This is a genomic window from Yinghuangia aomiensis, from assembly GCF_039542225.1.
In the GTDB taxonomy this organism is placed as follows: Bacteria; Actinomycetota; Actinomycetes; order Streptomycetales; family Streptomycetaceae; genus Yinghuangia; species Yinghuangia aomiensis.
Window position 1 is genome coordinate 155,401 of the sequence record NZ_BAABHS010000001.1, and the last position, 26,185, is coordinate 181,585.

19 protein-coding genes are annotated in these 26,185 nt (G+C 71.8%); 15 read left to right on the forward strand and 4 right to left on the reverse strand.

Annotation, left to right across the window (positions count from 1 at the left end):
• Nucleotide 1: 1 nt before the first annotated feature.
• From gatA to ABEA93_RS00655, 5 genes are all read left to right on the forward strand, one after another.
• Nucleotides 2-1,495, forward strand: coding sequence for an Asp-tRNA(Asn)/Glu-tRNA(Gln) amidotransferase subunit GatA (gene gatA / locus ABEA93_RS00635; RefSeq protein WP_345673209.1), 1,494 nt, complete (start codon nucleotides 2-4; stop codon nucleotides 1,493-1,495).
• Between the two features lie 39 nt (nucleotides 1,496-1,534).
• A complete protein-coding gene (locus ABEA93_RS00640; RefSeq protein ID WP_345673210.1) occupies nucleotides 1,535-1,768 on the forward strand; it encodes a hypothetical protein in 234 nt (77 codons plus the stop codon).
• Nucleotides 1,765-3,270, forward strand: a complete 1,506-nt coding sequence (gatB, locus tag ABEA93_RS00645; RefSeq protein WP_345673211.1) for an Asp-tRNA(Asn)/Glu-tRNA(Gln) amidotransferase subunit GatB — start codon at nucleotides 1,765-1,767, stop codon at nucleotides 3,268-3,270. Before ABEA93_RS00640 ends, gatB begins: the two co-directional genes overlap by 4 nt.
• 327 nt (nucleotides 3,271-3,597) lie before the next feature.
• Nucleotides 3,598-3,783: a hypothetical protein gene (locus ABEA93_RS00650; RefSeq protein WP_345673212.1), complete on the forward strand. Its 186-nt coding sequence runs from the start codon at nucleotides 3,598-3,600 to the stop codon at nucleotides 3,781-3,783.
• A gap of 204 nt (nucleotides 3,784-3,987) precedes the next feature.
• Nucleotides 3,988-6,999, forward strand: coding sequence for a helix-turn-helix transcriptional regulator (locus ABEA93_RS00655; RefSeq protein ID WP_345673213.1), 3,012 nt, complete (start codon nucleotides 3,988-3,990; stop codon nucleotides 6,997-6,999).
• A 34-nt stretch (nucleotides 7,000-7,033) separates the two neighbouring features.
• Here ABEA93_RS00655 and ABEA93_RS00660 read toward each other — a convergent pair whose 3' ends face one another.
• On the reverse strand, nucleotides 7,034-8,044 hold the full coding sequence (locus tag ABEA93_RS00660) for a PQQ-dependent sugar dehydrogenase (protein ID WP_345673214.1): 1,011 nt from the start codon (nucleotides 8,042-8,044) through the stop codon (nucleotides 7,034-7,036).
• 214 nt (nucleotides 8,045-8,258) lie between these two features.
• On the opposite strand from ABEA93_RS00660, the gene ABEA93_RS00665 reads away from it, so the two are divergent.
• The 10 genes from ABEA93_RS00665 to serA all read left to right on the forward strand — a co-directional run bounded on the left by ABEA93_RS00665 (nucleotide 8,259) and on the right by serA (nucleotide 22,592).
• Nucleotides 8,259-9,242: a 2-hydroxyacid dehydrogenase gene (locus ABEA93_RS00665; protein WP_345673215.1), complete on the forward strand. Its 984-nt coding sequence runs from the start codon at nucleotides 8,259-8,261 to the stop codon at nucleotides 9,240-9,242.
• A 156-nt stretch (nucleotides 9,243-9,398) separates the two neighbouring features.
• Nucleotides 9,399-10,937, forward strand: a complete 1,539-nt coding sequence (locus ABEA93_RS00670; protein WP_345673216.1) for a DUF2079 domain-containing protein — start codon at nucleotides 9,399-9,401, stop codon at nucleotides 10,935-10,937.
• 393 nt (nucleotides 10,938-11,330) lie between these two features.
• A complete protein-coding gene (locus ABEA93_RS00675; protein ID WP_345673217.1) occupies nucleotides 11,331-14,048 on the forward strand; it encodes a putative bifunctional diguanylate cyclase/phosphodiesterase in 2,718 nt (905 codons plus the stop codon).
• Nucleotides 14,049-14,296: 248 nt separating this feature from the next.
• On the forward strand, nucleotides 14,297-16,075 hold the full coding sequence (locus ABEA93_RS00680) for an acetolactate synthase large subunit (RefSeq protein WP_345673218.1): 1,779 nt from the start codon (nucleotides 14,297-14,299) through the stop codon (nucleotides 16,073-16,075).
• A gap of 38 nt (nucleotides 16,076-16,113) precedes the next feature.
• The gene (ilvN, locus tag ABEA93_RS00685) at nucleotides 16,114-16,638 is read left to right on the forward strand and encodes an acetolactate synthase small subunit (RefSeq protein ID WP_345673219.1); all 525 of its coding nucleotides are present in this window, start codon (nucleotides 16,114-16,116) and stop codon (nucleotides 16,636-16,638) included.
• Nucleotides 16,639-16,812: 174 nt separating this feature from the next.
• A complete protein-coding gene (ilvC, locus tag ABEA93_RS00690; protein ID WP_345673220.1) occupies nucleotides 16,813-17,811 on the forward strand; it encodes a ketol-acid reductoisomerase in 999 nt (332 codons plus the stop codon).
• A 321-nt stretch (nucleotides 17,812-18,132) separates the two neighbouring features.
• Nucleotides 18,133-19,467, forward strand: coding sequence for a PP2C family protein-serine/threonine phosphatase (locus ABEA93_RS00695; protein ID WP_345673221.1), 1,335 nt, complete (start codon nucleotides 18,133-18,135; stop codon nucleotides 19,465-19,467).
• A 69-nt stretch (nucleotides 19,468-19,536) separates the two neighbouring features.
• Nucleotides 19,537-20,370, forward strand: a complete 834-nt coding sequence (locus ABEA93_RS00700; protein WP_345673222.1) for a hypothetical protein — start codon at nucleotides 19,537-19,539, stop codon at nucleotides 20,368-20,370.
• A gap of 53 nt (nucleotides 20,371-20,423) precedes the next feature.
• Nucleotides 20,424-20,813: an FHA domain-containing protein gene (locus tag ABEA93_RS00705; RefSeq protein ID WP_345673223.1), complete on the forward strand. Its 390-nt coding sequence runs from the start codon at nucleotides 20,424-20,426 to the stop codon at nucleotides 20,811-20,813.
• 189 nt (nucleotides 20,814-21,002) lie between these two features.
• Nucleotides 21,003-22,592 carry a phosphoglycerate dehydrogenase gene (gene serA / locus ABEA93_RS00710; RefSeq protein WP_345673224.1) on the forward strand — a complete coding sequence of 530 codons (1,590 nt, stop codon included), beginning with the start codon at nucleotides 21,003-21,005 and terminating at the stop codon, nucleotides 22,590-22,592.
• Between the two features lie 478 nt (nucleotides 22,593-23,070).
• Here the strand turns inward: serA and ABEA93_RS00715 are convergent, their stop codons facing one another.
• From ABEA93_RS00715 to ABEA93_RS00725, 3 genes are all read right to left on the reverse strand, one after another.
• Nucleotides 23,071-23,259 carry a DUF397 domain-containing protein gene (locus tag ABEA93_RS00715; protein ID WP_345673225.1) on the reverse strand — a complete coding sequence of 63 codons (189 nt, stop codon included), beginning with the start codon at nucleotides 23,257-23,259 and terminating at the stop codon, nucleotides 23,071-23,073.
• Complete coding sequence (locus ABEA93_RS00720; RefSeq protein WP_345673226.1) at nucleotides 23,256-24,143, reverse strand: helix-turn-helix domain-containing protein; 888 nt, start codon at nucleotides 24,141-24,143, stop codon at nucleotides 23,256-23,258. Before ABEA93_RS00720 ends, ABEA93_RS00715 begins: the two co-directional genes overlap by 4 nt.
• Before the next feature lie 608 nt (nucleotides 24,144-24,751).
• Nucleotides 24,752-26,131, reverse strand: coding sequence for a hypothetical protein (locus ABEA93_RS00725; RefSeq protein WP_345673227.1), 1,380 nt, complete (start codon nucleotides 26,129-26,131; stop codon nucleotides 24,752-24,754).
• Nucleotides 26,132-26,185 lie beyond the last annotated feature (54 nt).

The following is a 26,185-nucleotide window of genomic DNA, read 5'->3' on the forward strand; positions in this document are numbered from 1 at the left end:
GATGGCCGATCTGACCAGGCTCACCGCCGCCGAAACCGCCGCACGCATCGCGTCCGGCGACGTCTCCGCCGTCGAGGTCGCCCAGGCGCACCTCGACCGCATCTCCGAAGTCGACGCCAAGGTCCACGCCTTCCTGCACGTCGACACCGACGGCGCGCTCGCCGCCGCCAAGGCCGTCGACGACCGCCGCGCCAAGGGCGACGAACTCGGCCCGCTGGCCGGCGTCCCGCTCGCGCTCAAGGACGTGTTCACCACCGAGGGCGTCCCGACCACGGTCGGCTCGAAGATCCTCGAAGGCTGGCTCCCGCCCTACGACGCGACGGTCACCCGCCGCCTCAAGGACGCCGGCGTCGTCATCCTCGGCAAGACCAACATGGACGAGTTCGCGATGGGCTCCTCCACCGAGAACTCCGCCTACGGCCCCACCGGCAACCCGTGGGACCTCACCCGCATCCCCGGCGGCTCCGGCGGCGGCAGCGCCGCCGCGCTCGCCGCGTTCGAGGCGCCGCTGGCGATCGGCACCGACACCGGCGGCTCGATCCGGCAGCCCGCCGCGGTCACCGGCACCGTCGGCGTCAAGCCCACCTACGGCGGCGTCTCCCGCTACGGCCTCGTCGCGTTCTCGTCGTCGCTCGACCAGGGCGGGCCGTGCGCGCGCACCGTGCTCGACGCCGCGCTGCTGCACGCCGCGATCGCCGGGCACGACCCGAAGGACTCCACGTCCATCGACGCGCCCGTCCCGGACGTCGTCGGCGCCGCGCGCAGCGGCGATGTGCGCGGCATGCGCATCGGCGTGGTCAAGGAGTTCGGCGGCGAGGGCTACCAGGCCGGCGTCACGCAGCGCTTCACCGAAGCCGTCGAGCTGCTGCGCGAACTGGGCGCCGAGGTCGTGGAGATCTCCTGCCCGCACTTCCAATACGCGCTGCCCGCGTACTACCTGATCGCCCCGTCCGAGGCGTCGTCCAACCTCGCGCGCTTCGACGCGATGCGGTACGGCCTGCGCGTCGGCGACAACGGCGACCGCTCCGCCGAAGAGGTCATGTCGCTGACCCGCGAGGCCGGCTTCGGCCCCGAGGTCAAGCGCCGGATCATGCTGGGCACCTACGCCTTGTCGTCCGGCTACTACGACGCCTACTACGGCCAGGCGCAGAAGGTCCGCACGCTCATCTCGCGGGACTTCGACGCCGCGTTCGCGCAGGTGGACGTGCTGGTCTCGCCGACCACGCCGACCACCGCGTTCCCCATCGGCGAGCGCGCGGACGACCCGATGGCGATGTACCTCGCCGACCTGTGCACGATCCCGTCCAACCTGGCCGGGAACGCCGCGATGTCGCTGCCGTGCGGTCTGGCGCCCGAGGACGGCCTGCCGGTCGGCCTGCAGATCATCGCGCCGACCATGGCCGACGACCGGCTCTACAAGGTGGGTGCCGCCGTCGAGGCCGGGTACCTCGCCCGGTGGGGCGGTCCGCTGCTGGACCAGGCCCCGGCGCTGTAACGCCCGGAACTCGCACGGGAACTTTCGAGGAGACACGCGATGGCCAAGAAGAAGGCCCCCAAGAGCAAGGCCGGCAAGATCATCGGCGTCGGCATGCAGGTGTTCGGCGCGATCGGCGTCATGAAGCAGATCAAGGAAGCCAAGGGCAAGCACGACAAGCTGGAGCTGGCCGACGCGCTGATCTCGGCCGCCGCCGTCGTCACCGGCTTCGCGCTGCTCATCCGCTCGCTCCGCGAGGAGCAGGACGACCACGCGGAGATCGAGGAACTGTGACCGCCACGCAAAACCTGATGTCGTACGAGGACGCGCTCGCCGCGTACGACCCCGTCATGGGCCTTGAGGTCCACGTCGAACTCGGCACGCACACCAAGATGTTCTGCGGCTGCTCGACCGTGTTCGGCGGCGAGCCCAACAGCCAGGTCTGCCCGACCTGCCTCGGCCTGCCCGGCGCGCTCCCGGTGGTCAACGCCACCGCCGTGGAGTCCGCCATCCGCATCGGCCTGGCGCTCAACTGCAGCATCGCGGAATGGTGCCGGTTCGCCCGGAAGAACTACTTCTATCCGGACATGCCGAAGAACTTCCAGACGTCGCAGTACGACGAGCCGATCGCGTTCGACGGCTACCTGGACGTCGAGGTGCGGGGCAAGACGTACCGCGTCGGCATCGAGCGCGCGCACATGGAAGAGGACACCGGCAAGTCGACGCACGTCGGCGGCGCCACCGGCCGCATCCACGGCGCGGACTACTCGCTGCTCGACTACAACCGGTGCGGCATCCCGCTCATCGAGATCGTCACCAAGCCGATCGAGGGCGCGGGCGACCTCGCCCCGGAGATCGCCAAGGCGTACGTCGCCGAACTCCGCGACCTCATCAAGGCGCTTGGCGTCTCCGAGGCCCGCATGGAGCTGGGCCAGATGCGCTGCGACGCGAACCTCTCGCTGCGCCCGCACGGCCGGGAGAAGTTCGGCACCCGCTCGGAGACGAAGAACGTCAACTCCCTGCGGTCCGTCGAACGCGCCATCCGGTTCGAGATCCAGCGGCACGCCACCGTGCTGTCCGAGGGCGGCACGATCGTCCAGGAGACCCGGCACTTCCACGAGGAGGACGGCAGCACCACGGCCGGCCGCGTCAAGGAAGAGGCCGAGGACTACCGGTACTTCCCGGAGCCCGACCTGGTCCCGGTGGCGCCGTCCCGCGAGTGGGTCGAAGAGCTGCGCACGACGCTCCCGGAGAAGCCCTCGGTGCGCCGCAAGCGCCTCCAGGCCGACTGGGGCATCAGCGACTTCGACATGCAGTCCGTGGTCAACGCGGGCGCGCTCGACGCGATCGTCGAGACCGTCGACGCCGGTGCCGACTCGGACGCGGCCCGCAAGTGGTGGCTCGGCGAACTCGCCCGCAACGCCAACGAGCGCGGCGTCGAGGTGACGGCTCTGCCGATCACCCCGGCGCAGGTCGCCCGGGTGGCCGCGCTGGTCAAGGCCGGCGAGCTGAACGACAAGCTGGCCCGCCAGGTCATCGAAGGCGTGCTGGCCGGCGAGGGCGACCCCGACCAGGTCGTCGAGAAGCGCGGTCTGAAGGTCGTGTCGGACGAAGGCGCGCTCGGCGCCGCCATCGACGCCGCGATCGCCGCGCAGGGCGACGCGGTCGCCAAGATCCAGGGCGGCAACCTCGGCCCGGTGGGCGCGCTCATCGGCGCGGTCATGAAGGCCACCCGCGGCCAGGCCGACGCGGCCCGGGTCCGGGAGCTGATCCTGGAGAAGCTCGGCGTCTCCTGACGCCGGCCCGGCTCCGCCCGACGGGCGCCGTTCCCCACCCCGGGGACGGCGCCCGCCGGCGTTTCCGGGGGCGTCTGAGGCCCCCAACGCGGGCAAACGCCCCGCACGCAATGCATGTAGGTGCCACGTATCGCCTGCCTAAGCCCCCCTGAGGGGGGCCTTAGGCCCGCCTGAGGCCCCGCGGCCCGGCAAGATCGGGCATCCGCCCGATGCTCGGGCGGGGTCTGGGACGCGAACCTTATGACATGCCCCCGGAAGGCCGGGAGCCCCCGGAAAGAGCGGAACCGACAACGGAGCCGCCGCCGGGACGTCACAAGGAGAAATCGCATGTTGGAGTACGAGTACTTCCGGGCCCGCGAGAACGAACTGCACCGTGCCGCCGAGCACGAACGCACCGTGTCCCGCGCCCTGCGCACCCGCCGCGAGCAGCGCCGCCAGGCACGCCTCGCGGAGCGCGACTCACGATCTTCCAGTACCGGAGGCATTGCCGGGTCCGTACGGCCCGCACTGTGAAAAGACCAGAGGTCCGGGATGCCTGTCGGGGGCGGCCCGGACCTCTTCGGCGGACGCGCGGGCGCGCTGACAGGACGCGCCCGCGCGTCCGGCCGATTCCGGCGGGGGACCCGCCGGCCGTCCGGACGCCCCCGGAAAACCGCGCGGCGGTTCACGTGTGACCTGCGACAACGCAGTGCGCCCTGGGAGAAAAGGAGGGGCCCGATGACGGTCCTTCATGACATCCTCGACTGCGTGCCTTCTGTCGCTGTCAGTCCCGTTTTCGTCGGCCGCCTGCCCGAGCTGTCGCGGCTCGCCGAGGCCTTGCGGGACGCCGACGGCGGGACACCCGCGGTCGTCCTCGTCGGCGGCGAGGCCGGCGTCGGCAAAACCCGCCTGCTCCAGGAGTTCCTCGCCCAGGCCGAGTCCTCCGGCGCGGTCACCGCGGTCGGCGGCTGCCTGGAGCTCGGCGCCGAAGGCCTGCCCTTCGCCCCGGTCTCCGCCGCGATGCGCGCCCTGTCCGACGGCCTCGGCCCCGAACTCGCCGACGCGGTCGCGGGCCGCGAACACGACCTCGCGTGGGTCATGCCGCACATCGCCCCCGCCCCGGCCGGCGACGCCTCCGGCGACTACGACCGCGCCCGCCTGTTCGAACTCATGCTCCGCGTCCTCGAACGCCTCGGCCAGGACCGCACCCTCGTCGTCGCCTTCGAAGACCTGCACTGGGCGGACGCCTCCACCCGCGAACTCCTCGCCTTCCTCATCCGCTCGCTGCGCCGCGGCCGCATCCTCATCGTCGGCACCTACCGCGCCGACGCCGTCGACCGGCGCCACCCGCTGCGGCCCTTCCTCGCCGAACTCGACCGCATCCGCGCGGTCCGCCGGCTCGACCTCGGCCGGCTCACCCGCGCCCAGGTCGGCGAACAGCTCCGCGGCATCCTCGACGAAGACGTGCCGCGCCGCCTGGTCCGGCAGATCTTCCAGAAATCCGAAGGCAACGCGTTCTTCGTCGAAGAACTCGCGTGCAGCGTGCGCGGCGGGCGCCTCGACGGCCTGTCCGACACCCTCCGCGACCTGCTCCTCATCCGCGTCGAGGAGCTCCCCGAAGCCGGGCAGCGGGTGGTCCGCTTCGCCGCGGTCGGCGGCAGCACCGTCAACCACGCGCTGCTCAGCGAGGTCGCCGGGCTCGGCGGCATGGAACTCGACGACGCGCTCCGCGCCGCCATCTCGCAGTACGTCCTGCTGCCCACCAAGGACGGCGACGGCTACCAGTTCCGGCACGCCCTGGTCCGCGAAGCCGTCCGCGACGACCTGCTGCCCGGCGAACGCATGCGCAAGTACGTCCGCTACGCCGAAGCCCTCGAACGCAACCCCGAGCTGGTGCCCGCCGACGAGCACGCCAGCCGCCTGGCGATGTACTGGTACCACGCCGGGCGCGCGACCGAGGCGCTGCCCGCGGTCCTCGCCGCCGCCGAAGCCGCCCGCGCCCGCTACGCGTTCGGCGAGCAGTTCCGCCTCCTCGAACGCGCCCTCGAACTCTGGGAGCAGGTTGCCGAACCGGAAGCCCTCACCGGCATCACCCTGCTCGACCTGCTGCTGACCGCCATCCCTCCGGCCCGCTTCGACAGCGCCTACGACAAGGCCCTGGCGTTCACCCGCCAAGCCCTCGACCTCGTCGACCCCGCCGAAGACCCGCGTACCGCCGCCCACCTGTGGACGCTGCGCGCCGGACTGCTGCGCAACAGCAGCCGGTCCAGCGGCCTCGCCGAACTCCAGAAGGCCGAAGCGCTCCTCGTCGACCTCCCGCCGTCCATCGAGCACGCCCGCGTGCTCGGCCAGATCGCGCGCGACGAGATGCTCGAAAAGCCCACCGAGAAGTCCGTCGCCACCGCCCGCGAAGCGCTCGCCATCGCGCAGCGCATCGGCAGCCCCGCCGACGAAGCCGCCATCCTCAAGACCCTCGGCTGCCTGCTGGTCAGCCTGAGCCACGTCGAGGAGGGGCTGGCGCAGTTCGACGAAGCCCTCGCGATCGCCAAGCGCGCCTCCGAACCCGACATCATGTGCCTGGTGCTCAGCAACCAGGCCTCCGTCCTGGAAGGCCTCGGCCGGCACGTCGAAGCCGCCGACGCCGCCCGGGAATCCGCCGGGATCGCCCGCGAACGCGGCCTGATGCGCGGCATCGGCGCCTTCACCATCGGCAACCTCGCGGAAAGCCTCATCTCGCTCGGCCAGTGGGACGAAGCCGACCGGCTCCTCGACGAGTCGTTCGAATACGACCCCAAGGCCCAGACGCAGGCCCACATGCACCAGCTCGTCGTGCAGATAGCCCTGGCCCGCGGCGACATCGCCCGCGCCACCCACTGCCTCGACAAAGCCCGCGAGATGGCGGCCAGCAAGTGGTACATCGAGCCGCAGTTCCGGCTGCCACTGCGCACCCTCGAAGTCGCCGTCGCCCGCCGCCTCGGCCGCCTGACGGACGTCCGGGAAATCCTCGCCACCGAACTCGGCATCCCGCTGCCCGCCGGACACCAGCGCTACGTGTGGCCGCTTCTCGTCGAAGCGGCGCGCGCCGAGGGCGACGTCACCGAACTCGCGGGCTACCCGCGCGGGGGAGCGGAGCTGAAAGCCCGCCAGGAAGCCCTCACCCGGATCCGCACGGCCGCGCTGTCGCTGGCCCGCGACTGCGAGATGGATGCCGCGCACGCGGTCAACCTGCGCGCCGAACTCGCCCGCGCGGAAGGCGAAGCAACCGTCGCCCTGTGGGAGGACGCGGTCGCCGGATGGGAGAAGGCGGGCCAGCCCTACGTCCTCGCCCGGGTCCGCTGCCGCCTGGCCGTCGTGCTCATCGCGGCCGGCGACCGGGGTCGCGCCGCGGAGGTGCTGTCCGCGTCCCACCACGCCGCGGTCGCGCTCGGCGCCCGCCCGCTGGCCGAGGAAACCGAACTCCTCGCCCGCCGCGCCCGCCTCCCGCTCGACGGCACCCCCGTCCCCGGCCTGCGCGCGGCCGACACCGCCGACGCCATCGTGGCCGACGGCCCGGTCCTCACCCCGCGTGAACGCGACGTCCTGCGGCTCGTGGTGGACGGCCGCAGCAACCGGCAGATCGCCGAGGAACTCTTCATCAGCGTGAAGACGGCGAGCGTCCACGTGTCGAACATCCTCGGCAAGCTCGAAGTCTCCAGCCGCGGCGAAGCGGCCGCGCTCGCCAACCGGCTGCAACTGCTCGACACGGCGTGACCGGTGCCGGGACGCGGGCGCACCGCTCCCGGTCTCAGCTCGGACGCACCGCCAGCACCCGGTCGTCGCCCGACTGCGGGCTGCCGCGGCCGTCGGTGTTGTTCGTGAGCACCCACAGCACGTTGTCCGGCAGCGCGAGCACCGTCCGCAGCCGCCCGTAACGTCCCTCGAACCACGCGACCGGCGTGCCGACTTCGATGCCCCGGATGGGGATCTGCCACAGCCGCTCGCCGCGCAGCGCCGCCATGTAGATCACGTCGCCGGAGATCGCGATGCCGCTCGGCGAGGCCTCCGATGTCGGCCACTGCGCCTTCGGGTCGACGAACCTCGGGTCGCCCGCCTGTCCTTCCACGACCGGCCATCCGTAGTTCGCGCCCGGCACGATCAGGTTGATCTCGTCCCACGTGTCCTGCCCGAACTCCGACGCCCACAGCCGCCCCGCCGAGTCCCACGCGAGCCCCTGCACGTTGCGGTGCCCGAGGGTGTAGACGACCGAGTCGGCGCGCGGATTGCCCGGCGCGGGCGTGCCGTCCGGCGTCATCCGCAGGATCTTGCCGCCCAGCGACGACGGGTCCTGCGCGAGCGGTTTGTCGCCCGACTCGCCGGTTCCGGCGTAGAGCATGCCGTCCGGGCCGAAGGCGATGCGTCCGCCGTTGTGGTTCGAGCCCGACGGGATCCCCGACAGCACGACCTCGGCCGGGCCCAGGCCGCCGTCGGGCGAGTAGTGCATGCGCAGGATCCGGTTGTCCGAGTCCGTCGTCGTGTAGACGTAGAGCAGCCCGTCGCGGTCGAACGCGGGGGACAGCGCCAGCCCCAGCAGCCCGCCCTCGCCGCGGTGCACCGACCCCGGCACGCGGCCGACCTCCACGACGCCCGTGGTGTGCGGCCCGAACCGGGAGATCGCCCCCGTGTCCCGGTCGGTGACCAAGGTGTCCCCGTCCGGCAGCCGGGCGAGCGCCCATGGCGCGTCGAGCCCGGTCACCACGTCGCCCGTGACCGTCAGCGCCGGCACCGTGCCCGCCGTCGGCCCGGGTGGCTCGGACACCCGCGCACCGGAGCCCGGCGCGACGACCGACGGCTTCCCCGCCGAGGACGACGACGATTCCGAACAGCCCGCCGCGGCAACGGCCAACGCCGCCGCACAGGCCACCGCCACCGCCCGGGACCGGATACGCACCACGGGATCCGCCTCTCGCCGCCGACCATGCCGGGAGCCCGCCGCCCCGGCCGCCCCCTGGAGTGTCCGTAGAGTTCCCCGCATGGCTTCAGCGACAACCCCCGCGCACCCCGGCGGCGCCGCCTCCGCACCGCACCGCGTCCTCGTCCCGTACCCCCTGGCCGACCTCGGCCCGGTCCCCGAGGGCATCGACCCCGCCGCGGTCGACGTGTACGACGGCATCGCCGAGCCGCCCGCCGCGCACACCGACGTCGCGTTCTACGTCCTGCCCTACACGTTCGACCTCGCCCCGCTCCGGCTGCTCGCCGACATGCCGCAGGTCCGCGTCGTCCAGACGCTCACCGCCGGGTACGAGCACGCGCTGCCGTACCTGCCCGACGGCGCGACGCTGTGCAACGGCCGCGGCATCCACGAAGCCAGCACCGCCGAACTCGCCGTCGCCCTCACCCTCGCCTCGCTGCGCGGCATCCCCGCGTTCGTCCGCGGCCAGGACTCCGGCGAATGGCTCGCGGGCTTCTACCCGGCGCTCGCCGACAAGACCGTGCTGATCGTCGGCTACGGCGCCATCGGCGAAGCCGTCGAACGCCGCCTCGCCGGCTTCGAGACCGACATCGTCCGGGTCGCCTCCCGCGCCCGCACCACCACCGACGGCGCCCCCGTGCACGCCGCCGCGGACCTGCCGAAGCTGCTGCCGCGCGCCGACGTGGTCGTCCTCGTCACGCCGCTCACCGCCGCCACCCGCGGCCTCGCCGACGCCGAGTTCCTGTCCCACATGCGGGACGGGGCGCTGCTCGTCAACGTCTCGCGCGGCGCGGTCGTCGACACCGGCGCCCTGCTCGCCGAGGTCGCCACCGGACGGCTCACCGCAGCACTCGACGTGACCGACCCCGAGCCGCTGCCCGCCGACCACCCGCTGCGGCACGCGCCCGGCGTGCTCATCAGCCCGCACGTCGGCGGCAGTTCGTCGGCGTTCCTGCCGCGCGCCCAACGCCTGATCCACCGTCAGCTCACCGCGTGGGGGACCGGACGGCCGCTCGCCAACATCGTGGCCGGACCGGGCGCCTGACCCGTACCGCGAAGGGGCCCGCCGCGCCGCGGACATCGTTCGGATTATTTCCGGGGCAGCCGGCAACCGGCGGCCCCGGAGACCGCGTTTCCCGTTGTAAGGTCTGGGTCCGCGCCGCAGGGGGGCAACCGAAGGCCGCGCACGAAGCGGAGAACCATGAAGATTCCGGCCAGCCGACTCGGCCGCGCCGCGGAGGGCACGATCGCCACCGAAACGGACACCCGCACCCGCATCCCCGGCGACCTCCCGGGACCGGTGGAAGGCGGCCGGTCCGACCGGCGCGGGCTGCCCGCGCGGCTCGGACTCGGGCCGGCAGCCGTGCCGTACCTGCTCTTCACGGCCTTCGCGATCGTCTACACCACGTACGCGCTCCTCAAGCACCGCCGCATGGAGACGCACGCGTACGACCTCGGCCTCTTCGAACAGGTCGTCCGCAACTACGCGCACTTCCGCGCCCCCGTCTCGGACATCCGCGACCCCGGATTCAACGTCCTCGGCGAGCACTTCCACCCGATCCTCGCGCTGCTCGCCCCCGTCTACCGGATCTTCCCCGGGGCCGGCACGCTGCTCGTCGCGCAATCCGTGCTGATCGCGCTGTCCGTCGTGCCGATGACCCGCATGGGCATGCGCACCTTCGGCAACCTCGGCGGCGCGGCCTTCGGCATCGCCTACGGACTCAGCTGGGGCCTGCAGAGCGCCGTCGCGTTCGAGTTCCACGAAATCTGCTTCGCCGTGCCGATGCTGGCGTTCGGCCTCGAACGCCTGCTGCGCGCCGAGTACGGCCCGGGCGTCTGCTGGCTGCTGCCCTTGGTGCTGGTCAAGGAGGACCTGCCGCTCACGCTCGTCGCGGTCGGCTGCTGGCTCGCCTGGAAACGCCAGTGGAAGTGGGCGGCCGTCTCCGCGGGCGTCGGCATCGTCGCCTTCGTCCTCGTCGTGTTCGTCGTCCTGCCGTCGCTGAACGACACCGGCACCTATCCGTTCTGGGGCAACCTCGACGGCACCGAACGGGCCGGCAACGCGATGCCCGGCGCGAGCGCGTCGTCCGTCCCGCTCGGCGACCTGGCGCTCGGGCTGCCCAAGCACATGCTGTTCCCCAGCGTGAAGTGGATGACGTTGTTCATGCTGCTGCTGCCGACCGGGTTCCTCGCCCTGCGGTCGCCGCTGCTCGCGCTCGTCCTGCCGACGCTGCTCTGGCGCTTCACGTCCAGCAACCAGTACTACTGGGGCACCGCCTTCCACTACAGCGCCGTCCTGATGCCCATCGTGTTCGCGGCCTTCGCCGACGCGGTGACCAGCCTGCGCGCATCACGCCGGGACTGGCTGCGCCGGTACGCCGCCAAGGCGGCGATCGTCCCGATAGCCGTCTCGGCCTCCCTGGCCCGCGACTTCCCGCTCATGGAACTGCTCCACAAGCCGGCCTGGGTGGTGCCCGAACGCGTGCACCGTGCCGAGGAACTCCTCGCGCTCGTCCCCGACGGCGTCAACGTCGCCACCACCGAACGCCTCGCCCCGCGCCTCACCTCGCGCGACCGGGTCACCGCCTTCCCGACCGTGCTGCCCGGCCCCGGCTGGCTCGCCATCGACGCATGGGACGGCAAGCAGGAGTGGGCCAAGAGCTGGATCGACTTCATGGTCGAGCAGCAGGGCTTCAAACGCGTGGCCTCCGGCAAGGGCGTCGTCATCCTGAAGCGCTAGACGGCGCCGGGCCGACGGGTCGCCGGCCGGATCGAGCCACAGCCGTCCCACCCGCCTCTCCGTTCCCGAATTTCGCCGGTCGTTATCCGGCCACCGCCCTTTCCCCCGCGGGTTCCGGCGCAAGTTGCGGGAAGCCGTCTTGCACCACACCAAAGTCCGTTACCCTGAGTTTCTGAGAGAAAGCACACAGTGACGGAAGTGGTGTATCGTCCGATTCGTGGAACGCCGGGCCTTGGTTTCCCCAGGATCCGGTGAGGAGGGGAGTCGTCACATGCCGGGGGAATTCCGCGTCGCCTGCGCCGGTCCCGCCGCCCGCACGCCGAGTCCGGCCGCGGACGGCCCGAGCGGGCGCGATCGCTGACCTTGTCCGGAACCCGCACCAGGCGGCGTGTCGTGGCCGTCGCCGTCCCCCTGTGCGTCGCGTACACGATCGGCGCGATCCTGGGGTGGGGCAGCCCCGCGGTCTCGCTCACCATGGGCGATTTCGGGTTGTCCGCCGCCGCCGGGACCGCCGCCGTCTCGTGCCTGGCCCGCTCCGTCGGCCAACGCGACCGGGTCGGCCTGTCCTGGGCGCTGCTCGGCATGTCGGCCCTGATGGTCGCCGTGGGCAACGGCATCTGGGGCTGGTACGAAGTCGTCCTCGACCAGACCGTGCCGACGCCCGGCCCGGCCGACTGGTTCTTCCTGTTCTTCGCGCCGCCCGCGATCCTCGGCCTGCTGCTCGTCGCCCAGCGCCCCAAAGGCCTCGCCGCCTGGGTGTGCATCGTGCTCGACGGCTGGCTCGTCGCCGGATCGCTGTTCACCCTCGGCTGGAGCCTCGCGCTCGCCCGCGCCGCCGACGGCGACCGCACCGACGCGCTGAAGATCGCGCTGACGCTCGCCTACCCGGTGATGGACATCCTGCTCGTCAGCATGGTCCTCGGCCTGCGCTTCCGGGCCGGCAGCGCCGACCGCGCCGCCCTCAACGCGGCCCTCGTCGCCCTCGCCGTCACCGTCGTCAGCGATGCGCTGTGGACCACCCCCGGCCTGCACGGCGGCTACCGCTCCGGCGAACTCCTCGACGCGGGCTGGTTCACCGGCAGCATCCTGCTCGCCGTCGCCCCGTGGATGGGCGACGTCGACCACCCGCCGCCGGACGCCGCCGCCGACCCGGCGCCCGTGCACCGCACGCTGTCCATGCTGTCCGCGCTCACCCCCTACATCGCCGCCGCCGTGTGCACCGCGGGCGTCCTCGGCGACGCGGTGGCCGGACGGCGACTCGACCCGGTGGTCCTCGTCGCGGGCGGCTCGGTCCTCGTCGTCCTCGTGCTGCGGCAAGGCATCATGCTCGTCGACAACGTCTTCATGGCCCAGGAACTCGCGGTCGCGGAAAGCCACTTCCGGTCCCTCGTGCAGGGCTCCAGCGACGTCATCATCATCGCCCGCCGGGACGGCGTGCTGGAGTACGTCAGCCACGCCGTGCGCCGCGTCTACGGCTTCGAGCCCGAAGAACTCGTCGGGACCCGCCTCGACCTGCTCATCCACCCCGACGACAACGCCCGGGTGCAGAGCGAACTGCGGCGCTTCCTCGACGAGGCCGGACAGCCCGCGATGACCCGCGTCGACTGCCGGGTCCGGTCCGCCGACGGCACCTGGCTGCACACCGAATCCGCGGTCAACCGCTACGGCGACGGCATCATCCTCAGCAGCCGCGACGTCACCGACCGCGTCGAACTCCAGACCCGGCTGGAACACGACGCGTTCCACGACCGGCTCACCGACCTGCCCAACCGCGCGCTGTTCGAGGACCGCATCCAGCACGCGCTCGCCCAACGGCGCGGCCAGACCCCCACGGTCGCCGTGCTCTTCCTCGACCTCGACGGCTTCAAAGCGGTCAACGACGCCGGCGGCCACGCGGTCGGCGACGAACTCCTCGTGCAGGCCGCCCGCCGCCTGGAGCACGCGGTGCGGGTCGGCGACACCGTCGCCCGGTTCGGCGGCGACGAATTCGCCGCGCTGCTGGCCGGCGACGCCTCCCCGCAGGCCATCCGGGAAATCGCCGAACGCCTGCTCGCCACGCTGTCCGCGCCCTACCGGATCGGCGGACAGGAAGTCCGCGTCGCCGCGTCGATCGGCATCGCGTTCTCCACCCCCGGCATCGACCCCGCCGAACTCATGCGCAATGCCGACCTGGCGATGTACCGCGCCAAGTCCGGCGGCAAGGGCCGCGTCGAGGTCTACGCACCACAAATGCACATCGACGCCGTCCGCCGCGTCGAACGCGCCGCCCGGCAACGCCGCGCCCTCCACGAGAAGCGCCTCACCGTGCTCTACCAGCCGGTCGTCGACCTGGCCACCGGCCGGATCCGGGACGTCGAAGCGCTGCTGCGCCGCCGCGACGACCGCGGCGCGCTGATCGGCCCGGCCGAGTACCTGCGCCAGTCCGGCGCCGCGGACACCCCCGCCCCGCTCGGCCGCTGGGTGCTCGAAGAGGTCGCCGACCAAGCCGCGCGCTGGCGCGCCGAGGGCCACGACATCGGCGCCAGCATCAGCCTCCCCGCCCGGCAGCTCACCGCGCCCGGCTTCGTCGACACCGTCGACGCCGTGCTGCGCGGCTCCGCCCTGCCGCCGCACGCGCTCACCCTGGAGATCACCGAGAACGTCCGCGGCGAAGGCGCCGGCGCGTTCCTCGACCGCATCGGCGCCCTCAAGCGGCTGGGCGTGAGGCTGTCCGTCGACGACTTCGGCACCGGCCACTCGTCGCTCGCCTACCTGCGCCGCATGCCGATCGACACGCTCAAGATCGACCGCTCGTTCGTCGCCGAGGTCGGCACGTGTCCGCACCTGACCGCGCTCACCTCGACGATCGTCCGGCTCGGCCTCGACCTCGGGCTCACCCTCGTCGCGGCCGGCGTCGAGACCCCCGACCAGGCGGTCATGCTGCGCGACATGGGCTGCCAGCGCGGCACCGGGTTCCTGTACTCCGGCCCGCTCGAAGACGACGGTGTGCTGCACGTCCTGCGGACCGGCACACTGGGGGAGACCGCTGCGGTCCCGAGCGGTGCGGCACCCGCCGAAACCGTCCCGCCGGAACGCTCCCCGGCGCTGCCCGTCCAGCGCCCGCAAGGCTGAAATGGGACGATCAGTCCGTATGCTGAGACCCGAAACAAGCCCGCTTGACACCGAGTGGCCCTCGGAGGAATGGTCGACCCATGCAGACCCGCATCCTCGTAGTAGCCGCGCGCGTGAGCTGAGCACCGCACAGCCCACGCGCCTCCCCTCGCATGCCTGACGGCACGAGGGGTTTTTTGTTGCGGTGGACCGGTGCTCGCCTTGTCGAAGGCGCCGGGAGACCCGCCGCGGGACACCGCGACCACGAGATGCCGACCGCGATCGAGAAGAGACGAAATCCCATGACTGAGCAGGTGACAGGAGCACAGGCGCTGATCCGCTCCCTGGAAGCCGCCGGTGTCGACACCGTCTTCGGCATTCCGGGAGGTGCGATCCTCCCCGCGTACGACCCGATGCTCGACTCGACCAAGGTCCGGCACATCCTCGTCCGCCACGAGCAGGGTGCGGGCCACGCCGCGGAGGGCTACGCACAGGCGACCGGCCGCGTCGGCGTCTGCATGGCCACGTCCGGCCCCGGCGCGACCAACCTCGTCACGCCCATCGCCGACGCGCACATGGACTCCGTGCCGATCGTCGCGATCACCGGCCAGGTCGCCAGCTCGTCGATCGGCACCGACGCGTTCCAGGAAGCCGACATCTGCGGCATCACGATGCCGATCACCAAGCACAACTTCCTGGTGACCGACCCGGCCGAGATCGCGCCCACCATCGCCGCCGCGTTCCACGTCGCGTCCACCGGCCGCCCCGGCCCGGTCCTCGTCGACATCTCCAAGGACGCGCTGCAGGCCGCCACCGAGTTCGTCTGGACCGGCACCGCGGAACTCCCCGGCTACCGCCCGGTCACGCGCCCGCACGCCAAGCAGATCCGGGAAGCCGCGCGCCTGCTCTCCGAGGCCAAGCAGCCCGTGCTGTACGTCGGCGGCGGCGTCCTCAAGGCGCACGCGTCCGCCGAGCTGCGCATCCTCGCCGAGCTGACCGGCGCCCCCGTCATCACCACGCTGATGGCCCTCGGCGCGTTCCCGGACAGCCACCCGCAGCACCTGGGCATGCCCGGCATGCACGGCACCGTCGCCGCGGTCACCGCCCTCCAGCGCGCCGACCTGATCATCTCCCTCGGCGCCCGGTTCGACGACCGCGTCACCGGCAAGCTCGACACCTTCGCGCCGAACGCCACGATCGTGCACGCCGACATCGACCCCGCGGAGATCTCCAAGAACCGCGTCGCGGACGTGCCGATCGTCGGCGACGCCCGCGAGGTCATCGCCGACCTGGTGGTCGCCGTCCAGGCCGAGCACGAGGCCGGCCGCCGCGGCGACTACACCGCCTGGTGGGAGCAGCTGAACGACTGGCGCGACCGCTACCCGCTCGGCTACGACCTGCCGGACGACGGCACGCTGTCCCCGCAGCTGGTCATCGAGCGCCTCAGCGCGATCAGCGGCCCGGACACGATCTTCGCGTCGGGCGTCGGCCAGCACCAGATGTGGGCGGCGCACTACATCGACCACGAGAAGCCGTACACGTGGCTCAACTCCGGCGGCGCCGGCACGATGGGCTACTCGGTCCCGGCCGCGATGGGCGCCAAGGTCGGCATGCCCGAGACCACGGTCTGGGCGATCGACGGCGACGGCTGCTTCCAGATGACCAACCAGGAACTGGTCACCTGCGCGCTGAACAACATCCCGATCAAGGTCGCCGTCATCAACAACGGCAGCCTCGGCATGGTCCGCCAGTGGCAGACGCTGTTCTACAACCAGCGCTACTCGAACACCGACCTGCACAGCAAGCACATCCCGGACTTCGTCAAGCTCGCCGACGCGATGGGCTGCGTGGGCCTGCGCTGCGACAACCCGGACGACCTGGACGCCACCATCAAGCAGGCCATGGAGATCAACGACCGCCCGGTGGTCGTCGACTTCGTCGTCCACCAGGACGCCATGGTGTGGCCGATGGTCGCGGCCGGCACGTCCAACGACGAAATCCTGGCCGCCCGGGACGTGCGCCCGGACTTCGGCGACGGCGAAGAGTGAGCGCGCCCGCGCGGCAGCAGGAAGGCTGACGAAACACCATGACCAAGCACACCCTCTCGGTCCTCGTCGAGAACAAGCCCGGCGTCCTCGCCAGGATCACCGCGCTGTTCTCGCGCCGCGGCTTCAACATCGACTCGCTCGCCGTCGGGACCACCGAGCACCCCGACATCTCGCGCATCACGATCGTGGTGGCCGTCGAGGACCTGCCGCTCGAGCAGGTCACCAAGCAGCTCAACAAGCTGGTCAACGTCCTCAAGATCGTCGAGCTGGACCCGGCGCAGTCGGTGCAGCGCGAGCTGCTCCTGGTCAAGGTCCGCGCCGACCACGAGACCCGCTCGCAGGTCGTCGAGATCGTCCAGCTGTTCCGCGCCAAGACCGTCGACGTGTCGCCCGACGCGGTGACCATCGAGGCGACCGGCGGCTCGGACAAGCTCGACGCCATGCTGCGCATGCTCGAGCCGTTCGGCATCAAGGAGCTGGTGCAGTCCGGCGTCGTCGCCATCGGCCGCGGCGCCCGCTCGATCACCGACCGCTCGCTGCGCCCGGTCGAGCGCAGCGCCTAGGTCGTGTCCGGCGTCCGGCGGGCGCCCGCGCCGCCCGCCGCACGGCCCCTCACGGCCGTGCGGTGAGCAGCCGAGTCTCACACTGCAAACCACCGGGACGGACCGGCCGCATCATTTGCCAAAATGGGCGTGCGGGTCGCGACCCGAAATCCGTGTCCAAAGGAGATACCCCAAGTGGCCGAGCTGTTCTACGACGACGACGCCGACCTGTCCATCATCCAGAACCGCAAGGTCGCGGTCATCGGCTACGGCAGCCAGGGCCACGCCCACGCGCTGTCGCTGCGCGACTCCGGCGTCGACGTGCGTGTCGGCCTGCTGGAAGGCTCGAAGAGCCGCGCCAAGGCGGAGGAGGCCGGCCTGCGCGTCGTCACTCCGGCCGAGGCGGCGGCCGAGGCCGACGTCATCATGATCCTCACCCCGGACCCGGTCCAGGCCGACGTCTACGCCGAGGCCATCGAGCCGAACCTCAAGGACGGCGACGCGCTGTTCTTCGGCCACGGCTTCAACATCCGCTTCGGCTTCATCAAGCCCCCGGCGAACGTCGACGTCGCGCTGGTCGCCCCGAAGGGCCCGGGCCACCTGGTCCGCCGCCAGTACGAAGAGGGCCGCGGCGTGCCGTGCATCGTCGCGGTCGAGCAGGACGCCTCGGGCAAGGCGTTCGACCTCGCCCTGTCGTACGCGAAGGGCATCGGCGGCACCCGCGCCGGCGTCATCAAGACGACCTTCACCGAGGAGACCGAGACCGACCTGTTCGGCGAGCAGGCCGTGCTGTGCGGCGGCACCGCCGCGCTGGTCAAGGCCGGTTTCGAGACCCTCGTCGAGGCGGGCTACCAGCCGGAGATCGCCTACTTCGAGTGCCTCCACGAGCTGAAGCTCATCGTCGACCTCATGTACGAGGGCGGCCTGGAGAAGATGCGCTGGTCGATCTCCGAGACCGCGGAGTGGGGCGACTACGTCACCGGCCCGCGCATCATCACCGCCGACACCAAGGCGGAGATGAAGAAGGTCCTCGCGGAGATCCAGGACGGCTCCTTCGCCGCCACCTGGATGGCCGAGTACAAGGCCGGCCTGCCGAAGTACAAGGAGTACGTGAAGGCCGACTCCGAGCACAAGCTCGAGGTCACCGGAAAGCAGCTCCGCAAGATGATGAGCTGGGTCAACGACGAGCGCTGAACCGTGCTCTGACGGACCGTCGACAGCGCCCCCGGCCCAACGGGCCGGGGGCGCTGCGTCGTTCGGCCTGGACACGCCCTGGTTCGATATCCGCGGAACGGCCCGATCCCGTCCCGGTTCGGTGATGTTGTGGCCGGTCGCCGCACGGCGCGGGTGCGCTTGCGGAACAATCGGAGTCGGTGGACCGGTGCCGTGGGACACCCGAAGGCGCGATGCTGGTGGGATCGTTGCGACGGCGCACCGGATCGCAGTTCCGGACCGACCTCGTGGAGCGTGAGGCAGATGAGGGGCAGAGGGGACTCCATCCGCCGGGAGGGGGCCGTGCCGGCCCGCGGCGGTTTGCTGCCGTCCGGCGAACGCGCGCCGGGCGGCGACCCGGGCGCGCCCGGCGAGCTGCGGCCGCCCGCCGGATTCGAACGCACGTTGCGGCAGGACGAGTTGCGCGCCGACCGGGCCGACGCCCCGGGCGCGGACGACGCCGCCGCGGACGACATGTACGGCGACCTGTACCTCGACGTCGGCCCGGGCCTGCCGGACCCGCCGCCGGCCCCCGCCCGCCCCGCGCAGGCCGTGCCCGACGACCCGGCCCGGCCGGCGCGGCCCGGCGGCGCGGACACCACGGTCCCGTCGCTGCGCGCGCTGCCCGCGGACCCGCCCGTCGTGCCGCCGCCGCCCGGCCCGGACGCCGCGCCGCCCGCGCAGCGCGCCGCCACCGCGCGGCCCCAGCCCGTACCGCGGGCCGTACCCCAGCCCGTTTCCCCGCCCCCTGCCGCACCCGCCCCGGAGGTCGACGACGACGTGGAGGCAACCTCGCGCACCGACAGCGTCGCGCGCCGCCGCGAACAGGACGCCAAGCCCGCCGCCCCGGACGTCGAAGTCCAGGCGTCCGCCTGGTCCGCCGCGTCCCACCCCGGCCGCCGCCGCGCCGCCCGCCGCGAACGCCTGGGTCTCGGCCCGGAGTTGACCGCCCGCGACAACGACGACCGGTACGCCGCCACGGGCAGCGTCTTCGTCGTCGCCGACGGCCTCGGCGGCCACCCCTCCGGCTGGTACGCCGCCGACGTCGCCTGCCGCACCCTGGTCGCCGACCTCGCCGCCGCCGACCTGTCCGCGGGCTGGAGCGACCGGCTGCGCGCCGCGATCGCCCTCGCCGACCTGGCGGTGCGCCGGCACGGCCACGGCCAGACGTACGAAGGCATGCGCACCACCGTGGTCGCCGCGGTCGTCCAGGACGGCCGCCTGCACCTGGCCGGCTGCGGCGACAGCGTCTGCTGGCTCGTCCGCGGCGGTGCCGCGTTCCGGCTCACCGAGCAGGGCAACGCGGCCGACCTGGGCCGCCCGTGGCTGCTCACGTCGACCCCGCTGGGCGGCTCCCAGCAGCCCGACCCGGAACTCCAGCGCATCGAACTCCACCCGGGCGACCGGGTGGTGCTCGCCACCGACGGGGTGGGGCACCTGGCCGACGAGACCGTCGCGGACCTGATCCACGGCGACCCGTTCCACGCCGCCACGACCCTCACCGTCACCGCCGTGCAGAGCGGCGACGACGACGCCACCGCGGTGGTCATCGAATGCGAAGCGCTGCCGACTCCCCAGTCGGTCGCGCCCCGTCCCCGGCCCCAGGAGGGACCCGAGGATTCCCCGGCAGGCGGGTAGGCCTTACGGTCGACTCGCGACCATGGTGCACCAGGAGGAACCCCCCACAAGGGGACAGAGACCGGACGGATGGCGATGCTCGAACTGATCCTCACTGCGGCGACGTCGGACGACGCTGACCTGCGCGACCAGGAACTACCGCGGTCCCGCACGGTGAAGATGCCCAGTGAGCCGGGCCAGCGGCTCGCCGTGGGCCGCGATCCGTCGCGCTGCCGCCTGGACACCCCCAAGGACTGGCGCTTCGTCTCGCGCACGCACCTGGAGTTCGTGTTCACCGACGAGAAACGGTGGACCGTCGAATGGATCCAGGGCTCGCACACCCGGCCGGTCGCCCTCGTGCAGATCGACCGCGAAGGCGTGTCGGAGCCCGTGCCGTACGGGGCCACCCTCCCGCTCGGCGCCCAGCGCTCCGGCCGCATCGTCATCAGCGACCTGGCGCGCAGACGCCGCGTCGTCGTCGAATGGCGGCTGTCCCTGCCGCAGCTGGCCGGTGACGAACCCACCGAAGGCGACATCGGCGTCCCGGAGACCCAGGACGTCGCGCCCTACGTGCTGCAGAACCGTTTGTCGGACACCGAGATCGAGGTCCTGACCGCGATGTCCTGCGACTGGATCCACGGCCGCCAGGTCAAACGCGCCAAATCCACCCGCGAACTGTGCGACCTGCTGCACCTGTCCGCGGCCACCGTCGAACGGTGCAAGACGAAGCTGCGCCGCGAGTTCTACAGTTCGGGTCTGTGCCCCGAGCTGAACGAGCTGCTCGGCCCGAACTACCTGGACACCGTGCGCCACGTGCACGGCGGCTGGGACCTGATCGCGCAGACCGCGGTCACGCACGGCATAGCGGGGCGCGGCCCGTGTCCGTGCGGCGCACAATCGCCGCGGCGGTCGAGCGGCGCCTGACCGCACGGGACGCAGGGTTTCCGGGGGCAAGGTTTTCGGGAGGGGAAGAACCGGTGCTCGAACTCAACATGGCCTCGACGTCGGGCGCCGACGACGCGGCGACCGTGGCGATGCTGATGGCCAGCGCGCCCACCGATCCGGGCGCCCGGATGTCGGTCGGCCGCGACGCGTCGCGCTGCCACCTGGTGACGCCCGCGGACTGGCTGTTCGTGTCGCGGGTGCACCTGGAGTTCGCCTGCGACACCGCGGGCGCGTGGTGGGTCACCTGGGTCCGCGGGTCGCAGGACGCGCCGGTGTCCGAGGTGTGGCTGGAGAACGGCGAGCGTGTCGCGCTGCCGTACGGCGGCAGCCACCGGCTGAACAGCCGCGGCTCGGGCGAGGTCGTGATCGCCGACCGCGGCGGGCAGCGGCGCGTCACGGTGGGCTGGTTCGTCGCTCCGTAACGGGCGGTCCGCAGGCTCGGCGCGCCGTGCGGCGGCGATCTTGCCCCGTCCAGCTTCCGGACTCCGGCAATCCGCGCACAAGTCCGGCACTAGAATCGGCAGCGCGTCAGACCCACCCGCCTCCGCGCGCAGCGTCGCCGTGCGCCGAGGAGCGCCGTCATCGCTGCCGAGGAAAAGCAAAGGATCGCAGTGAGCAAGCCCGTCGTCCTCATCGCTGAAGAACTGTCGCCGGCCACGGTCGACGCACTCGGTCCGGACTTCGAGATCCGGCACTGCGACGGCGCGAACCGCGCCGAGCTGCTGCCCGCGATCGCCGACGTCGACGCGATCCTCGTGCGCAGCGCCACCAAAGTCGACGCCGAGGCGATCGCCGCCGCCGGCCGCCTCAAGGTGGTCGCCCGCGCCGGCGTCGGCCTCGACAACGTCGACGTGCCCGCCGCCACCAAGGCCGGCGTCATGGTCGTCAACGCGCCGACCTCGAACATCGTCACCGCCGCCGAACTCGCGTGCGGCCTGATCGTCGCCGTCGCGCGGAACATCCCGCAGGCGAGCGCCGCGCTCAAGAACGGCGAGTGGAAGCGCAGCAAGTACACCGGTGTGGAACTCGCCGAGAAGACCCTCGGCGTGGTCGGCTTCGGCCGCATCGGCGTGCTCGTCGCGCAGCGCATGTCGGCGTTCGGCATGAACGTCATCGCGTACGACCCCTACGTGCAGCCCGCCCGCGCCGCCCAGGTCGGCGTGCGGATCCTGCCGCTGGACGAGGTCCTCGCGCAGGCCGACTTCCTCACCGTGCACCTGCCCAAGACGCCGGAGACCCTCGGCCTCATCGGCGATGAGGCGCTGCACAAGGTCAAGCCGACCGTCCGCATCGTCAACGCCGCCCGCGGCGGCATCGTCGACGAGCAGGCGCTCGCCGCCGCGCTCAAGGAAGGCCGCGTCGCGGGCGCCGGCCTGGACGTGTTCAGCAAGGAGCCGTGCACGGACAGCCCGCTGTTCGAGTTCGACAACGTGGTCGTCACCCCGCACCTCGGCGCGAGCACCGACGAGGCGCAGGAGAAGGCGGGCATCGCGGTCGCCAAGTCGGTGCGCCTCGCGCTGGCCGGCGAGCTGGTGCCGGACGCGGTCAACGTGCAGGGCGGCGAGATCGCCCCGGACGTCCGCCCGGGCCTGCCGCTCGCCGAGAAGCTCGGCCGCATCTTCACCGCGCTGGCCGGCGGTGTCGCGCAGCGCCTGGACGTCGAGGTCCGCGGCGAGATCACCCAGTACGACGTCAAGGTCCTGGAACTGGCGGCGCTCAAGGGCGTGTTCTCCGACGTCGTCGAAGAGGCCGTGTCCTACGTCAACGCGCCGCTGCTCGCCCAGGAGCGCGGCGTCGAGGTCAGCCTGGTCACCAGCTCGGAGAGCCCGGACCACCGCAACCTGGTCACGGTGCGCGGCACGCTCAACGACGGCACCGCGATCTCGGTGTCCGGCACCCTGGCCGGCCCGAAGCGCATCGAGAAGGTCGTCGAGGTGCACGGCTTCGACGTCGACCTGCAGCTCACCGAGCACATGGTGTTCCTGCGCTACGGCGACCGCCCGGGCGTGGTCGGCATCATCGGCAAGCTGCTCGGCGACGCCGGCGTCAACATCGCGGGCATGCAGGTCAGCCGGGACGCCAAGGGCGGCCGCGCGCTGGTCGCGCTGACCGTCGACTCGGCGGTGCCGGCCGACGTGCTCAACGGCATCGCCGCGGAGATCGGCGCCGACATCGTGCGCCCGGTCAACCTGGTCGACTGACGCACGGCACACCCGCAGGTTCCGCACGGCCCCGGAGGCATCCGCCTCCGGGGCCGTGCGCGTGTTCGGGCGACTCCGCTGGAGTAGTCGGCGTCTCGGATAGTAGGAACTCCGAGTAAATTGCGGACAGCACCCCACCCGGTCGCTTACCGTACAACTACTAGAACGTCCTACCTTGCCGAAACTCCCGGTTTGGGTGGGATCTTCAGGACATCACGCCCACGAGGCCGGTCCACGTTCTGGGTGTTCTCACGACCCGTGACCCCGCCTGATCCGCGCCGGGGACGCGTCGTTCCGCCCGCTCTCGCCTCGTGGAGTGCACCATGGATGAAACTGCCCGCAAGAACGCCGCCCAGGCCCTGCAGCGCGCCCTCGACCGCCGCGACAACGGCGGCGACATGGCCGGAGAGCGCCGCTAGAACCGCGACGGCCCGTCATCCCTCGGGGAGGGCGACGGGCCGCGGAGTGCTCGGGCGGATCAGCGGTGCAGCGCACCGCCGAGGAATTCCGCCCACGCGTCGACAGGGAACCCCAGCCGTGGACCGGCGGGGTTCTTGGAGTCGCGGACGCGCATGCCTTGAGGCTGTACGGCGACCTCGACGCACTCCCCACCGGTATCGCCGCTGTAGCTGCTCTTGCGCCATACGCCAGTCGATGCCTCGCTCATGAAGCCTCCAGCATCCCTTCGATCAGGGCCAAGGTCTCACGCGGCGTCATCGCCGCCGCCCGAAGGCTGCCATATTTGGCGGCAAGTGCCCTGACCTCACGGGGGTCGCTGATAATCCGGCTGACGTGCTGCACCTCGACATAGGCGATCTGGGTGCGCTCCGGCGGAGTGAGCAGGGTGAACGGGCCGCTCATTCCGGCGTGCCCGGTGCTGTTGTTCGGCATCACCTGCAACTCGACGTTTCGCAGCTCGGCGATCTCCAGCAGCCGAGCGAGCTGCCGCTTCTGCACCGTGCGTCCGCCAAAAGGCTGCCGCAGCACCCACTCGTGCACTACCGCCGTGATAATCGTCGGGGGGCGCCGCTTCAGGATCTCTTGACGCGCGAGACGCGCAGCCACGCGCTCGTCGATCTCCTCGGGCTCCAGCAGCGGTTGGCTGCTCTCGAAGATCTCGCGTGCGTAGGCCTCGGTTTGCATGAGCCCCGGGATGGCCATCGTGCTGTAGAAGTGCAGCTCGACCGCTTGCGCCTCCAGTCGCGCGTAATCCCGGAACCACGCCGGATGCCGCACCTTCACCCGGGCCTTCGCCCGCGCGACGTCCTCCGTCGTCGCCTTCAGTACCCCGTCCGCGTCCAGCAGCTCGTCCGCGCTGTTCAGGAACTGTTCCTGCGGGATCCGTCTCCCCAGCTCCAGCGACGTGATCTGGTCCTCGCCGTAGCCGATCCGGCTGCCGAACTCCCGGCGCGACCAGCCCTTCCGCTCGCGCAGCACCCGCACTTGGCGGCCCAGCGCCCGGAAGAAGTCCGAGGCCGCGTCCCCGCCCTCGTGGGCCGCGTCCACGTCGGGGCGGCCGCCCGCCACGTCGAGGCCGTAGGAATCCGTCATCTCGAACCCCCGATGACAGCGGTCCGTGCCTATGTGAAAGCAGACCGTACTGATGCCGTTCCGGACACTTTACGGCCGCCGCGTCGGACCTACCGGGGCGAGCGCGATTTCTTCACAACCCGGCTACTAGCCGACTCGACGCTGGTCAGTCGAACCAGGGGATGACTCCGCTTACCCGACCGCCGCTCCGGCGTCAGCGTGGTCAGGTGGTTGTCCAGGGCAAGCGGCCCAGGCTGCTCGCCGCGGACGAAGACGGCCGTCGAGGCGTATGCGACTTCGACGCACCCGTTGGCGTGCTCACTCGCTGTTGCCTGGACCGCCGACTTCACCCTCTTCATAAGTGAACTCGTCACCAACTCGGTGACTCACGCCGCCGACGTCTACCTCACCTGCGGGATCCGCGCTGCGGACAATGGGCGGCTGTACTTGCGGGTCGACGACCACGACGCTGTTCTCCCTCTCCCGTGCCGCTCCGATGCATGCGAGGAGTCAGGCCGCGGCCTGCTCATCGTCGCTGTGCTCATCGGCGAGTGGGGCGTCGACCTGACTGGACCCGGCAAGTCCACATGGGCCCGCTACCCGAAGTGGCACCGGCTTTGTCGCCCGGCTCAGTTCAGCCAGGGGATGCCGCGGACCGCCGTGACGGTTAGATGACGACAGCGGATGCGCTCGTCAAGCCAGTCGGCGGTGGTCGGCGACCCGAGCACCCGCAGCAGCCGTTGGCTCTGCCGCAGGCCGGTCCCGGAGCGCCGCTTGGGGGCCAGGGTGATCAAGTGGTTGTCCACCGCCAGAGGTTCGTCGCCTAGAACCAGCACGCCGGCGCTACGTGGTTGCCCGGCGACGCCCTGCCCCGGCCGCGAGGTGCGGCGCATGACGACGAACGGCGGAGTGAGCAGCCGTCCTTTGTAGCGCCGGGTGTTCGCGGGCAGCCCCATCGCGTCGCCGGCCGGGATGTGGCGTGCGGTCAGATAGGGCACCCGTGGGCCCTCGTGCGGATCGCGGAAGTCCACGACCGGGCCGACGGACACGTCGAAGCGGTCGCCGATGGTGGTGAGGTGTCCGACAGGGTTGTCCGGGCCGGTCCACGGCGGGGGAGGGGCGGTCCGGGCAGGAGCTTGGCGGGTGCCGGTGAGCAGAAACACGTCAATGTCGGTGTGCTCGTCGAACTGGCCGTGCGGGCGGACCTCGTGGACGGACATGAGCGCCGCCAGCCGGTCCCGCCAGGCCCGGTAGCGGCTGCCGCTGCGCAGCACGTCCGGAAGGATCGCCGTCATGCGGCCGCCGCGCGGCAGCGCTTCGGCGGCTGCGGCGGTGAACAGCGCGGCGAGTGAGGTCTTGCCCGTCGACCAGGTGCAGTCGGCTGGTGCGGGGGCTGGCCCGAACGGGGGGTTCAGGAGAATGTGCGGTAGGGGCCTCCTGGCCTGGCGCGCTTGGCCGAGTTCGCTCAGGGCGGCGAGGCCGTCCTGCTGCCGCAGCCCCGGGAAGGCGCGCTCCGTCTGCGCCGCAGTCAGCCGTCCGGGGGTACCCGCATCGTGGTGGCGCCGCAGCACGAGCAGCAGCAACCGCAGCCGGGCCGCTTCGACAAACGGCTCTTGCAGGTCGGTGCCGGCCAGCTTGGTGCTCCAGCGGCGCAGCGTCTGAGGGGGGCTGCCGGCGAGCGGCAGACGTACGGCGGCGGACAGCAGGAGGTCGCCGGCTCCGCAGGCCGGGTCCAGGTAGCCGCCGGCCGGGCCACCGCTGTTGTCGAGATCCTGTCCGAGCAGGTCGGTGAATTCGGCGCGTACCGGACCCGACGTGAAAAAGGAGCCGATCGCCCGGCGTGTCGGACGGTCGACCAGGCGCCGCACGGCTGCTGCCGCTTCGCCGTTGAGGGCATGGTCGATGTCGCCTTCGATACGGGACCAGCGGTCGGCTGCTGCGTCGCCAACCAGCTGTGTGAGGCTCCGCACGTACGCCGCATAGCCCGTGGTCTGCACTTTCGGTCCCATCCGCCCGAGCCTTCCGAGAAGGCGATCTTCGTGGCTGACATTCTGCAGCACGAG

What these genes read in the sequence shown, in the direction of transcription:
- gatA (WP_345673209.1), top strand. Translation starts at nt 2, where the DNA reads ATGGCCGATCTGACCAGGCTCACCGCCGCCGAAACCGCCGCACGCATC.
- ABEA93_RS00640 (WP_345673210.1), top strand. Translation starts at nt 1,535, where the DNA reads ATGGCCAAGAAGAAGGCCCCCAAGAGCAAGGCCGGCAAGATCATCGGC.
- ABEA93_RS00650 (WP_345673212.1), top strand. Translation starts at nt 3,598, where the DNA reads ATGTTGGAGTACGAGTACTTCCGGGCCCGCGAGAACGAACTGCACCGT.
- ABEA93_RS00655 (WP_345673213.1), top strand. Translation starts at nt 3,988, where the DNA reads ATGACGGTCCTTCATGACATCCTCGACTGCGTGCCTTCTGTCGCTGTC.
- ABEA93_RS00665 (WP_345673215.1), top strand. Translation starts at nt 8,259, where the DNA reads ATGGCTTCAGCGACAACCCCCGCGCACCCCGGCGGCGCCGCCTCCGCA.
- ABEA93_RS00670 (WP_345673216.1), top strand. Translation starts at nt 9,399, where the DNA reads ATGAAGATTCCGGCCAGCCGACTCGGCCGCGCCGCGGAGGGCACGATC.
- ABEA93_RS00680 (WP_345673218.1), top strand. Translation starts at nt 14,297, where the DNA reads ATGCCGACCGCGATCGAGAAGAGACGAAATCCCATGACTGAGCAGGTG.
- ilvN (WP_345673219.1), top strand. Translation starts at nt 16,114, where the DNA reads ATGACCAAGCACACCCTCTCGGTCCTCGTCGAGAACAAGCCCGGCGTC.
- ABEA93_RS00700 (WP_345673222.1), top strand. Translation starts at nt 19,537, where the DNA reads ATGGCGATGCTCGAACTGATCCTCACTGCGGCGACGTCGGACGACGCT.
- ABEA93_RS00715 (WP_345673225.1), bottom strand. Translation starts at nt 23,259, where the DNA reads ATGAGCGAGGCATCGACTGGCGTATGGCGCAAGAGCAGCTACAGCGGC.
- ABEA93_RS00720 (WP_345673226.1), bottom strand. Translation starts at nt 24,143, where the DNA reads ATGACGGATTCCTACGGCCTCGACGTGGCGGGCGGCCGCCCCGACGTG.
- ABEA93_RS00725 (WP_345673227.1), bottom strand. Translation starts at nt 26,131, where the DNA reads ATGGGACCGAAAGTGCAGACCACGGGCTATGCGGCGTACGTGCGGAGC.